This is a genomic window from Mastigocoleus testarum BC008 (assembly GCF_001456025.1).
Lineage (GTDB): Bacteria > Cyanobacteriota > Cyanobacteriia > Cyanobacteriales > Nostocaceae > Mastigocoleus > Mastigocoleus testarum.
Genome location: NZ_LMTZ01000090.1, coordinates 71,426 through 85,739 on the forward strand (window position 1 = coordinate 71,426; position 14,314 = coordinate 85,739).

Sequence of the window (14,314 nt, forward strand, 5' to 3'; positions counted from 1 at the left end):
AATCAAAGGCCAAAAATAAATGTGATTTCTATGAACCTTGATTGTCTACTTGAAATTGTTGACAGCAAACTAATTGAAAACCAAGACCGTCCCCTTAACCCCACAGAAATTCTTATCATGCGGGGTATTTGGAAATATTGGACTTACAGTCAAATGGCTGTAGAAGCAGGTTATAGCACCGGCTATTTTACTAATGTAGCCGCACCTGAGTTATTTGGGCGACTATCTAAAGTCATAGGTCAGCGTGTGACAAAGAAAAACTGTCGAATGTTGTTGGAATCTTATGTTATCGCTCAAGATGCTTTGGAAACAACACCTTTGGGGACAAATTTGCCAGAGTCAACATCTGAAGTCAACCAATCTGAAGTTAAGCAAAAGGATAACTCCCCTCGCTATCCTAGTGGTTCAGTGCCCCTTGACTCAAAATTTTATATTGAACGCTCACCTTTGGAAGAGCAAGTTTATCAAGAAATTAGCAAGCCAGGAGCTTTAATTAGAGTTAAAGCTCCTCGGGAAATGGGTAAAACTTCCCTGCTCTTGAGAATTATCGATCACGCAAATCTCCTAGGTTATCGTACTATTAGCTTGAATCTAGAGCAGGTAGAATGGGGAATTTTAAATAATTTGAATCAATTTTTGCGTTGGTTATGTGCTAACAGCGCTCGTTTGCTTCAGCTTCAACCCAACTTAGATGATTATTGGGATGAAGATTTAGGAAGTAAAATAAGTTCTACTCTATATTTCCAAGACTATTTACTAGAGTCTACTGATACTCCTTTAGTATTAGCACTGGATGAAGTTAATCAAATTTTTGAGCATCCCCAAGTAGCTAAAGATTTTTTACCTTTATTACGTTCTTGGTACGAGGAAGCAAAAAGGTTACCGATTTGGCAAAAACTGCGATTGCTTGTGGTTCACTCAACAGAAATTTACGTTCCTCTCGATCTCAATCAATCTCCTTTCAATGTGGGTCTTCCAATTCAGTTAGATAGTTTCAGTGAAGAGAAAGTGCAACAGTTAGCCCAACGCTATGGACTTAAATGGGAGGATGGCGAAGAAATCAGACAACTGATGGCAATGATTGGAGGTCATCCGGCGTTGGTACATCTAGCACTTTATCACCTAAGTTTAGGTAGTATTAGTTTATCGGAATTATTAGAAAATATTCCTAATAGTAGTGGAATTTATCATAATCATTTACAGCGTCATTGGGCTGCATTGAAAAAACAGCCTGAATTAGCACAAGCTCTGGATATAATTCTAAATACTAATGAACCTGTTCCCTTAGATCCTATACTTAGTCATAAATTAAGTAGTATGGGTCTAATTAAAAAATCAGGAAGTAAGGTAGTGGCTGGATGTGAATTGTATCGGCAGTATTTTTTGTCAGTTTTCAATAATAAAGGAGTCAAATAGTAAGATTAACTCACAAATAAATAATCAAAAAATATTGCTGACGAACAGGTACTTTTCTGAAAAAAAATTATAATTTCTATTATAATAGTTAGCATATTATGGATATCACTAACATTTTATTCTAAATTTTGATCTGAAATCTTTTTAATTTATTAAGTAAAATCATAATTAGACAGGATTATAGTTAGATCAGTTGATTGTCATTATACTGCGATGAGTTAGTGTAATAAGTTATTTTCATAGTATTATTTCAATAAAATTGATACCAATAAATTCATCGCATCATAACTTCTTATCTAGAATTTTTATCATCTTTTCCAGTGTGTTTCACTAAAGTATAAATTTTTTTATCGCTGCTAGTTTTTCATCACTACTAGTTTTTCATCACTGCTAATTTCTCATAACCACTAAAATTTTGTCACTACTAAAAAAATAGAGCTATAACTGCATAAGTTCATTTTACGTATACCTATTGATTAAAAAAAGTAAGCCTAGGAAAACTTAGCAAGTAGAATCAAATTTTTACCACTACCTAAGTTCTATAAATTTTAGGAGTAATTTTTATGTCACTTGATGTCAATAAGTTACGAGGTTCTAGCAAATTAGCTAATTTATCTGAATATGTAGAAATTTCAGAAGGGACATGGCCAGAAAATTTATCTGGTCATGTCTTTATTGTTGCTCCTTTTAATCGTGAAAGCGATACACACTTATTTACTGGTGAAGGTGTAATTGTTAGGTGGGACCTTAAATCTGAAAATGGAAAAGTCAAGGTTAACAGCAAAAAATTAAAAACTTGGGACAGTTTATGGTATTCATCACTGTTACCAATTATCAAACTTTTCCCGAAGAAATTCTTCCCCGCGCGAACCGGTTTTTGGGGAATTTCAGAAATAGCTAACACAGCTATTGTCAATATGGGTGGAAGGCTAATCCTCACAGCAGATGCGGGACGTTACTGGGAAGCAGATCCAAACACCCTGGAGACTCTTACGCCAATTGGACGATTCGACGAACATATAGTTTCTGTTCCCTTATCATTTTTCCCGATGGTGGCTAATACTGCTCACCCTTTTTATGACGAGGAAGTTGAAGAACTTATCACCTGCGAACTAAAAACTACACCCCGTAAGGAAAACTTCGTTGTTGATATGACTAGCGCTCCCTACATTACTCGTTGGGATGGTGAAGGGACCCTAAAACACTGGGAACTAGCTGGAACAGTTCTTGATGGAACTCCCCACACAGCCATTGTGACAGAGAAATTAATTATGATTCCGGATATGCCCTTCCAAACTGGGATTGCGATGTTATTAGGGCTAAAAATTCCACCTCGCAAAGCTTATCCGAAAACACAAATGTACATAGTCAAGCGCGAGGACTTGAAAACAAATAAGGAAACTGTTCCATCCCGCTTAGTAACTTTTGGGGGTGATAGTTACCACTTTGTATGTAACTACCGTCATATTGATAACGAAATTCGTTTTGTTACAGTGCAGCAAGGAACGATTAGCTTAACCGAAGCAATAGAACCGGGTGATGTTAAACACTTTAGCGGCGAGAGCTACCCTAAAGAATGCTACGGCTTACCTTGGATGTTTGCTTTCGACCCTGGGGTTCTACGTAAAGTAGTCATCAACGAAGATGCTCAGTTGATTAGCGAAGAAGTATTCATACATCCAGGTTGGTATACAACTGTTCTCTACACAGCAGACCCGCGAGAACTTAAGGAAAAAACTGGTTATTCTGCAATTTACCAAGTTTATGGAGGATTCCATCAAGATTTGGTTTGTCGCCGCCAATATATGAGTTTCCGCGACCACGGAACTAGATTTTTTACAGACGAGCAGCTTCCCGAAGAAGATCTTCCTTGTGTTTTAGCCAAATTACCTACAGATCTAAATTGGGAAGAACTTACCGAGAAACTCAAGATAGAACAACAAGCAAATCCTGATACCCATTTATCTGAATTGGGTAGAGAATTGCTTGATTTTTACGTTTGTCCTAAAGGACATCTTTTAGACAGTATTCAATTCATTCCCCAAGAAAAAGGATACATTTTTATCAGTGTTGTAACTCCAACAGGTTCGGAAATTTGGCTGTTTGCTGCCGATTGTCTAAAGCAAGGACCAATCGCTAAAATCAATTTATCCAAAAAAATTGACTTTGGTTTTACCTTGCATTCAGAATATTTCGAGCGCCTTTCTGAGCGGAAATCAACCTATAAAGTTAATAGATTAGCTTCTGCTTTGGGTAGTTTAACCAAGGTTCCTTATGAATTTTTCCTCAATCCACGTAGTGATATCGTTAATAGAAAGGTAAGGTAGGGAATTTTCAGCTAAAGATTTCCAACTAAAAAATATACCGTTTGTCAGGGTGCACGTCGGTGCGCCCTTATAACCAACAAATATCAAATTAGAGGCTTTCTCTTGACTTAGCCTCTGCTGTGGAGAGTTTCCACCATTTTACAGTGCCACGCGCGGGTCAAAAGTTTACTAATTATAGGTTCCAGAATATTCTAGATATAGACGCAGTCTATTTTGATTTGCGTGCAGCAGTATATTTACATTTTTTGAAAAAAGCTATTTTATTTTTGCATATCTTATTAATATGAAACTTATTATTACAACTTCTATTGTCTGAATTTAAACTGCTCGGTCTGAGCAGTATTATTTTTGTGAAATATTTCAAATAAATATTTATCTGAAATAAACTTTCATCAGCTTAAAATTTCAACAGGCTTATCATGGTGACTCTGGCTGGCTACCAAATTCTGACCCAAATCTACGAAAGTTTTAACTCAGAAGTATATCAAGCGATTCGCTCTTCAGATAATCGTTCTGTAATCCTTAAGGTACTCAAGCAGGAATATCCCACTGCGCAAGAACTCACCCGCTACAAACAAGAATATAAAACTATCCGTAGCCTTAACTTTGATGGAGCGATAGAAGCCTACGGTTTAGAACCTTATCAAAGAACATTAATCCTTATTTTAGAAGATTTTGGAGCTATATCTCTGAGAAAATGGATTGAGGAAAAACCTTTATCGTTAGAAGATTTTTTCTCCCTTGCTATTCAGATAGTTGAAAATTTAGGTAAAATTCATGCAGCGAACATTATTCACAAAGATATCAATCCTGCCAATATTGTCCTAAACACCACAACCAGGCAAATCAAAATTATTGATTTTGGTATCGCTACTATCCTTAGAAGGGAAAATCCTAGCCTGAAAAGTCCCAACGTTCTTGAAGGAACTTTGGCTTATATCTCCCCAGAACAAACAGGACGGATGAATCGCAGTTTAGATTATCGTACTGATTTCTATTCCCTTGGAGTTACATTTTACGAACTACTTACCGGATTATTGCCTTTTGATGTTAGTGATCCCTTGGAATTAGTTCACTGTCATCTCGCAAAACAACCTTTACCACCTCATCAAGTTAATCCCGATATTCCTCTGGTTTTATCTCGGATGGTAATGAAATTAATGTCAAAAATAGCCGAGGAACGATATCGCAGCACCTATGGGATTAAAGCTGATTTAGAAGAGTGTTTGAGACAGCTAGAAACCACGGGACAGATAGAAGATTTTGCGATCGCAACTCAAGATCTGGCAGATAAATTCCAAATTCCTCAAAAACTATACGGTAGAGAAGAAGAAGTTTCCACATTGCTTGAAGCCTTTGAAAGAGTTTCAGGAGCGCGATCAAATTCATCCCAAACGGAAATCATGTTAGTGAGTGGGTATTCTGGTACGGGTAAGACAACGCTCGTTCAGGAAATCCATAAATCCATTACCGAAAAACGAGGATATTTTATATCTGGAAAGTTCGACCAGTTTCAGCGTAATACACCTTACTCTGCAATTGTTAATGCTTTTACTAGTTTAGTAAAGCAATTATTGGGTGAAAGTAAATTAAGGCTGAATCGATGGCGTAAAAAGCTTTTAACTACATTGGGAGTAAATGGTCAGGTAATTATTGATGTTATTCCTGAAGTCGAGTTAATTATTGGTAAGCAAGCAAAATTACCAGAATTAGGAGCAACAGAAAAGCAAAACCGCTTCAATTTAGCATTCAAAAATTTTATTCGCGTTTTTTGTTCTTCCGAACATCCTTTAGTTCTATTTCTTGATGATTTGCAGTGGGCTGATTCTGCAAGTATGAAGTTAATAGAATCAATTATGTTGGATGTAGATATTAAATATTTATTCTCGATTTGGTCTTATCGAGATAATGAGATTAGCCCGACTCATTTGTTAAGTATTACTCTGGAAAATTTACTTCGAGAAGGAGCAATAGTTAATCAAATATTTTTAAAGTCTTTAGCACTCAATCATGTTAATCAGTTAATTGCAGATACACTCAACAGTACAGAAAAAGATGTATATCCACTCGCCGAATTAGTTTGGCAAAAAACCTATGGAAATCCTTTCTTTGTGAGTGAATTTCTTAAAACTATATATTCTGATAATTTATTAGTATTTAAGCATTTCCATAACAATAGAACTCAGGTCAAAAAATCCCAAGGATATTGGCAATGGAATTTAACAAAGATTAAAAGGATTGCAAGCACAGATAATCTCCTGCAGTTTACGATCGGCAAAATGCAGAAATTGCCTATATCGACTCAGGATATTTTAAGTTTGGCTGCATGTATTGGTGCAGAATTTGATTTAAATATGATTTCAATTATCTGTGAAAAAACAACTGCCGAACTTTTTCAAGATTTAACTCCAGCAATTAATACGGGTCTAATTATTACTTTATCGGAATTAGATGAAGAGCTATTAATCCAAGATTATAAATTTGGGCACGATCGCATCCAACAAGCTGCTTATACTCTAATCAAAGAAACAGAAAAACCGCTGACTCATTTAAAAATTGGTCGTTTACTTTGGGAAAATACTCAACCAGATGATTTATCAGACAAAATATTTAAAATAGTTGATCATCTAAATTTGGGTTACGAATTAATTATCGATAGATCGGAAAAAGATGAAATTGCTAAATTAAATTTGTTGGCTGGAGAAAAAGCAAAATTTGCTAACGCTTATGAAGCAGCGTTAAAATATTTGAAAATAGGTCAAAATTTATTAGCAGAAAATAGCTGGAAAACGAACTATAAATTCACGTTAAATCTTTACTCAGAGATAGTAGAAGTTGCTTATTTAAGTGGCAATTTTGAAGAAATGGAAAGTTTTTCTTCACTGGTACTGCAAAAATCTCAAACCTTGTTGGATAAAGTCAAAGTTTATGAAGTTAAAATAGATGCTTATCATTCGCAAAATAAAGAATTAGAATCGATTCAAATTGCCCTTCCCATCTTACAAAAATTAGATTGTATTTTTCCTGAATCACCTCAATTACTAGATATTAAACAGGAACTAAGAAAACCTCAAATAAGCTTAGCGGGTAAGCAAATAGAGGATTTAATTAATTTACCTCCAATGACTGACCCAGAAAAATTAGCGGCGATGAAGATAACAAGTTCTATATTTTCTTCTGTTTTTATTGCTGCTCCTGAAATGTTACCGCTATTGGTATATAAACAGGTTAATTTATCTGTCGAATATGGGAATACTTCTCTATCTGCTTTTGCTTATGTTAATTATGGACTAATTCTATGTGGTTTGTTAGAGGAATTTGAGCAAGGCTATCAATTTGGATGTCTGGCTGTAAATCTCGCTGATAAATTTCACGCCAAAGAACTTATTCCTAGAATAACTGCAGTATTTATAACATCAATCAGTATCTGGAAAAAACCTCTCAAAAACTCGTTAGCATCGCTTCAATCTGCTTATCATGTTGGTTTGGAGGTAGGAGATTTATATTATGGAACTACCTGTGCTTATCTTTATTTGTTTCATTCAGCTTTTGTTGGCAAAGACCTTGCTGAATTATCATCAGAAGTCGGAGCATACGAATTAGCTTTTAGTAAACTTAAACAAAAAAATACCCTCAACTATCTGAAAATATACGGTCAGGGTGTCTTAAATTTAATGGGTCGCTCGGACAATCCGTGCGATTTGATTGGGGAAATTTACCACGAACAAATGATGATTCCCCTCCATCTAAGAGCAAACGATCGCTATGCACTTGCTGCTTTATACGTGAATAAATTACACCTTTGCTACCTGTTTGGGGAGTATCAGCAAGCTGTTGAAAATGCTATAAATGCTCAACAATATTTAGATGGAGCAACTTCAACTTTATTAATTCCCCTATTCCGTTTTTATGATTCTCTAGCTCAACTTGCTATTTATAGTTTTGTTTTTGGTTCTCAAGATTCTAATTCTCAAGATTCTAATTCTCAAGATTCTAGCTCCCAACAACAGCAAATTTTAGCAAGAGTTGCAGTAAATCAAGAAAAAATGCAGAAATGGGCGGATAGCGCACCGACTAATTATCTGCACAAATTTTACTTAGTAGAAGCAGAAAAACATCGAGTTCAAAACTCCTATGTTAATGCAATGGATTTCTATGATCGCGCGATCGCCGCAGCAGAAAAAAATGAATACATAAATGAAGAAGCCTTAGCTAACGAACTAGCAGCAAAATTCTATCTGGATTGGGGCAAAGAAAAAATTGCTAAAACCTATATCAATGAAGCATATTACCTTTATTCTTTATGGGGAGCCACAGCAAAAGTTAAGGATTTAGAGGCTAAATATCCGCACTTGTTAGCAAAATCCTCGGTTTCTACTTCCATAGCAGATATGCTGACAACGATGACCAAAACCACCAGTGGAACCCGTTCGGGAGAAATCTTAGATTTTGCTACGATCATGAAAGCATCCCAAGCGATTTCCAGCGAAATAGTTTTAGATAAGCTATTGGCGACCCTGATGAAAATTCTGATCGAAAATGCTGGGGCGCAGTTTGGTTACCTAATACTAGAAACAGAAGGAAAACTCTTCATTGAAGCCTCTGGTTCTATTGATGAAGATGATGTTACTGTTTTAAAGTCAATTTCAATTGATAATTATTTACCTACATCAATTATTAATTATGTTGCTCGTACGCGAGAAACAGTTCTCAAAAATGATGCAGTTAATCAGGGCAATTTTACTAACGACCCTTATATTAAATCTCACCAAACCAAATCTCTCTTATGTACTCCACTACTCGACCAAGGAAACCTGAGGGGAATTGTCTATTTAGAAAATAATTTGACCGTGGGAGCTTTTACCCAGGATCGGTTGAAAATTCTCCAGCTTTTATCTAGTCAAGCAGCGATCGCTATCACTAATGCTAAACTCTATACAGAGTTGCAGGAAAATCAAAATAGACTTCATCAGTTTTTGGAAGCTATGCCAGTGGGCGTATCTGTTTGTGATTCCACAGGTGAGATTTACTACTCCAATCAGATATCCGACAAGTTAGCACAGCAAAGTAATACTTCTTCAAAAATCAATATTGAGGAATTACCCGAAGCCTACCAAGTATATAAATCGGGAACAAAAGAATTATACCCCGCACAGCAATTGCCAATTGCACGAGCACTTTCTGGGGAGACTGTTAAGAAAGAAGATTTAGAACTTCATTTACCACATAAAGTTATCCCTCTGGAAGTTTCCGCAAAACCAGTTTTTGATGAAAAGGGGAACATTGTTTATGCGATCGCTGCTTTCACTGACATCACAGAACGAAAACAAGCAGAAGCTGAGCGAATCCAGTTTACTCGCGAACTGGAATTCAAGAATGCTGCTATGCAGCAAGCAAAAGATGAATTAGCTGAGTCCAACCGGACTTTGGAACAAAAAGTCTCAGAACGCACCCAAGAATTATCACAAATTCTCGAAGTTCTCAAAGCAACCCAAGCAGAACTACTGTTTGAAAATGAGTTACTCAGAAACGCTGAACAACCCTCAAACTTTGATTATCAGGTCGGGGGAAGTTTACCTATGGATGCTCCAACTTACGTAGTACGTGCTGCAGATCGTTATTTATATAAAGCATTAAAGCGTGGGGACTTTTGTTATATTCTCAATCCCCGACAGATGGGTAAATCAAGCTTGATGGTGCGAATGATGCATCAACTCCAACAGGAGGGTTTTAAATGTGGGGCGATCGATTTAACTCGCATCGGTTGTGAAAATACTACGCCCGAACAATGGTACAAAGGATTCGCTGTAGAACTGTGGCGAAGTTTTGGTTTACTCAGGAAAGTGAAACTCAAAAACTGGTGGAACGAACGAAATGATGTTTCTCCGGTTCAGCGATTAGGTCAATTTATTGAAGAAGTATTACTAACCGAAGTCACTCAACGAGATGATGCTTCGCCAAAAAAACTAGTTATTCTTATTGATGAAATTGACTGTGTCTTAGGGCTGAATTTTCCTGTTAATGACTTTTTTGCTTTGATTAGATCCTGCTATAATCAGCGTAGTATAAATCAAGAATATAAATGCTTAACATTTGCTTTTTTTGGGGTTGCTACACCGAACGACTTAATGAGTGACATTCAAACCACCCCATTTAATATTGGTCAAGCAATTCAGTTAGAGGGATTTAAAGAACATGAAGCCCAGCCACTATTACAAGGCTTAGCGGAGAAAGTGAGCAATCCTCAAACAGTTCTCAAAGAGGTGTTGTCTTGGACAAACGGTCAACCTTTTTTAACCCAAAAAATCTGTAAACTCATCCGCAGTTCTTCATCATCTATTCCTACGAATCAAGAAGCAGAATGGATTGAAAATCTGGTACGGACAAATATTATCGAGAATTGGGAGTCACAGGATGAACCAGAACATTTGAGAACTATTCGCGACCGACTACTTAAAAGTGAACAATCGGCGCATTTACAAGAAATCTATCGACAAATTCTGGAAAAAGGAGAGATTGCTGCGGTTGATAGCTCAGAGGAAAGGGAATTGCTTTTGTCGGGTCTGGTTGTTAAGCAACAAGGAACTTTAAGAGTTCAAAATAAAATTTATAGATCGATTTTTGTTTAACCTTGTTTTTGCTTGATTGTGATAAGGTATTAAGGAGTTTAAGAATCTGTATTTTAAGAATTATGGATTGTAAAGAGCAGGAAATGAGAAATTACAGAAAAATATTCTAGTAATTATGGTGGTTCCTGGCTTTTATTGTTATATTTGTATAACTTAAATCATTTTTCGCTACAAAACTTCGAATCTAAAGTGATATTTCTGCATGCATGAAAGTAATCCTTGCAAATGCATAGAAGCAATAGTAGATAAGGTTTTGAAGGGATAATATATTTAGAATATGTTTGGGTATGGGTATGAAGGCCAAAAAAAACTCATACATACCTCATAATAAAACTCATATCTTCATAGCAAATATTTTATGAAATTTATATGAGTTTTATGAGTTCAAAATCTTGGAAGAATCAATTATTGTATTAAAAGAATTAAATTTAATTGCTAAAGATTGTCTACATAAAAGTTAAATTCTAATTAAAACTTGCAAATATTTGATTCAAATAAGCTTTATGTGAACAAGTCTGCCACATCACAGGTGACTGTGTTTATTCTTAAGTTACAGGATCAAACATAAAACCCACATCTTTATTAGAAAGGAGTGCAAAAGATTTTATGCAAAAGTATTAAAAGGAAAGTTTTAATTTAAGTTTGCAGTAAGTGCTAAAAACCCTGAGAAAAATGGGAACCGTCACTTATTACATACACAAAAATGTACTCGAAACACCATAAAATATAGTTGACTCCGTAAGGGTAAGCTTTTTATTGTATGAATTAAATTAGTGGAGAACTGAAAATATTTTACATTTGAATTTGTCTAGCATTTTAAGTGTTCTCCATGCTTATTACTGCCCTATATTATTTTATGCAATATATATATACGTGTATTTTTTGTAAGTGATTGAAGTACAGAATAGGGTAAAGATAACTGTGAAATTCTAAGTTTGTTTGATTCCATACCATTTAATTATGATAACTAGGATTATCTAGCTGCGCAAATTTCATAGATAAGGTCTCAAATGGCATCTAAATTCTTGAACAATATTTTGTAGCCCAACATTTACATGTAGAAAATTTTATTTAGTTTTGGTGTTTTTTGATACTAAAGTTTATATTCACTATTGAACTAACATTTGCAAGTATGAAATAAAACTGAAATATGTAGTGATAAATAGGGGGCTTACTTTTATACCAATCAAAACTAATTTAACGTCTATCAAATGCTATCAATTAACACCAAGTAAGAGCAGAATTAGCAATGACTAAGTTAGTTGTTATTAATCTGGGGGAAGGTAGCTTAAATCAAGGATTTCCAAGAGTTACAGTTCAGCTTTGGGAGACTAATAATTCTCGCCCAACACAATTCCATGGCGGTTTACCCTCAGCGCCAGAAATTTACGAACTATATAAACGCTTTAAATCAATATATAGCGCACTTTATCTATCTTTGAGAAAACGTGCTCCCTTAACATTAGTTAAAAAATCTAAACTTGAAACCAGCACTGAATTTGCAAATAATATTAAACTGGATGTTGAGGCTGAGATTGTATCTAATTCCAAGGTTATTGAATTAGATAATACGGAATTAGAAGATTTAGAATCAGAAGATTTAGAATCAGAAGATTTAGAATCAGAAGATTTAGAATCAGAAGACTTAGAATCAGAAGATTTAGAAATAGATACAGAGGGTTTAACAAATGTTAGTGAGTCAGACTTTAATGAAGTTTGTGATTTGTTATGCGAACAAATTAACACTTGGCTAAGCTCCACTTCATTTCGCCCTATTGATCGAAATTTAAGATCGCGATTATCTTTAGACGAAGATTTTCAGGTCATTGTTGAGAGTAATGACTATACTATACGACGACTTCCCTGGCATTTGTGGGATTTCTTTGAGGATTATCAAAAAGCAGAGGTGGGTTTAAGCAGACTTAATTACGAGCAAGTTCAAAAAAATTCCCAAAAAAATGTCAAAAAGGTAAGAATATTAGCTATTTTGGGTAATAGTCAAGGAATTGATGTTCAACAAGACCGAATTTTGTTGGAGCAATTACCTGATGCATCAATGAAGTTTTTGGTAGAACCTTCACGTCGAGAGTTAGATAAATGGCTCTGGGATAAACAGGGATGGGACATTCTCTTTTTTGCTGGACATAGCCACAGTAAAGAAGATACGGGAAAAATACATATCAACCGGAAAAACTGTTTAACAGTTTCTGAACTAAAAAATGCTCTCAAGTATGCGATCGCTAGGGGTTTGAAACTGGCTATTTTTAATTCCTGTGATGGTTTGGGTTTAGCAAAAGAATTAGGCGATCTGAATATTCCCCAGACTATTGTCATGCGGGAGAATGTACCAGATATTATCGCCCATGAGTTTTTGAAAAATTTTTTGACGTCATTTGCAGCAGGGGAGTCGCTACATTTAGCAGTGCGCTATGCACGCTTACAATTACAAGGTTTAGAGGATAATTTTCCCGGAGCTTCTTGGTTACCAGTAATTTGCCAAAATCCGGCGGAAATAACCCCGACTTGGGAAGAATTACGTGGTAGTAAAAAACGCGATATTTTCTCTAAATTTAATCGGGTAAACCTACAAACAGCATTAACTATCGGTGTTATGGTAACTGCTTGTCTGACAGGAATCCGAACCCTAGGATTGATGCAAAAATGGGAATTGTCAGCTTTTGATTCCATGACGCGGATGAAACCCGCAGAAGCTCCGGATAAACGCATTCTAGCGATCACACTCACGGAAGCAGATATTCAAAATCAACGGGAAAGACAAAAATCTTCCCTATCAGATCCAGTATTGCAACAATTATTGAAAAAATTAGAACCACATCAACCAAAAGCAATTGGTTTAGATATTTATCGTGATTTTCCCGTAGAAAAAGAATACCCTAATCTAGCAAATAGCTTGAGAAATAATGACAACTTCTTTGCAATTTGTAAAGCTAGCGGTCAAACCCAGCAATCACCCGGGATTGCATCTCCTCCAGAAATTCCCAAACAACGCATAGGCTTTAGTGATGTTGTTGAAGATAGTGATTTTGTTGTTCGTCGTCAGTTAATTTCTCTTACTCCAGAACCTGATTCTTCTTGTAAAACTCAATATTCCTTCAGCCTACAATTGGCAAAAAAATATTTGGAAAGTCAGGGTATTAACCTTCAATTTAACAACAAAGGTTATTTTCAATTTGGTGATGTTGTCTTTGAACCCATTGATGTTCCTACCGGTGGTTACCAAAAATTTGATGCAGCAGGTCATCAAGTATTACTAAATTATCGGGTTTCACCAACGGTTGGTCGACAAATTACCCTCGCACAAGCATTAGAGGGAGATTTCAATTCTGATTGGGTTAAAAACAGCATAGTTCTGATTGGGGTTGAAGCGGAAAGCGTTAGAGATACTTTTTTAACACCCCATGGAGAATTCTCTGGAGTTATGATTCACGCTCATATGGTGAGTCAAATTCTTAGTGCTGTTTTGGATGGACGCTCGTTGTTGTGGGTCTGGTCTGGAGTGGGAGAGGTTTTATGGATCTGTTTTTGGTCTTTGTTGGGAGGGGCGATCGCTTTATATAACGGCTCCCAATTACAAAAATCTATTTTTATCGGTAATGCACTTTTAACTCAGTTTTTAGTTTGTTTTCTTCTATTGCTACAAGGTGGTTGGATACCAATTGTGCCTTCAGTATTATCTTTGTTAATTACTGCCCTTCTAGTCAACACATACACTGAATTTTCCGTTCAAAAGACCCTATTAGGTTGCGCCCATCAACCTGTACGCTATTGATATAAAAATTGATTTGTAAGCATCACAAGAAGTTCAGTTGACCCTATTTTTATTGCAATTAATTTTTATTGCACTTTCTTTATTGCAATTAATTTTTGTTGCACTTTCTTTATTGCAATTAATTTATTGTACTTTTTTATTGCACTTTCTTT

General features: G+C 35.7%; 4 protein-coding genes. All 4 read left to right on the plus strand.

Going from position 1 to position 14,314, the window contains the following annotated elements; genetic code table 11:
- The first annotated feature begins 30 nt into the window (after positions 1 to 30).
- The 4 genes from BC008_RS17485 to BC008_RS17500 all read left to right on the plus strand — a co-directional run bounded on the left by BC008_RS17485 (position 31) and on the right by BC008_RS17500 (position 14,162).
- Entirely contained in the window at positions 31 to 1,416 is a 1,386-nt protein-coding gene (locus BC008_RS17485; protein ID WP_027842943.1) for an AAA-like domain-containing protein, read from the plus strand.
- Between the two features lie 563 nt (positions 1,417 to 1,979).
- Positions 1,980 to 3,743 (plus strand): carotenoid oxygenase family protein, encoded by a 1,764-nt coding sequence (locus BC008_RS17490; RefSeq protein ID WP_036265243.1) that lies wholly within the window; start codon positions 1,980 to 1,982, stop codon positions 3,741 to 3,743.
- A gap of 419 nt (positions 3,744 to 4,162) precedes the next feature.
- Entirely contained in the window at positions 4,163 to 10,372 is a 6,210-nt protein-coding gene (locus BC008_RS17495; RefSeq protein ID WP_027842941.1) for an AAA family ATPase, read from the plus strand.
- A 1,249-nt stretch (positions 10,373 to 11,621) separates the two neighbouring features.
- Positions 11,622 to 14,162: a CHASE2 domain-containing protein gene (locus BC008_RS17500; protein ID WP_058183726.1), complete on the plus strand. Its 2,541-nt coding sequence runs from the start codon at positions 11,622 to 11,624 to the stop codon at positions 14,160 to 14,162.
- The last annotated feature ends 152 nt before the right edge of the window (positions 14,163 to 14,314 follow it).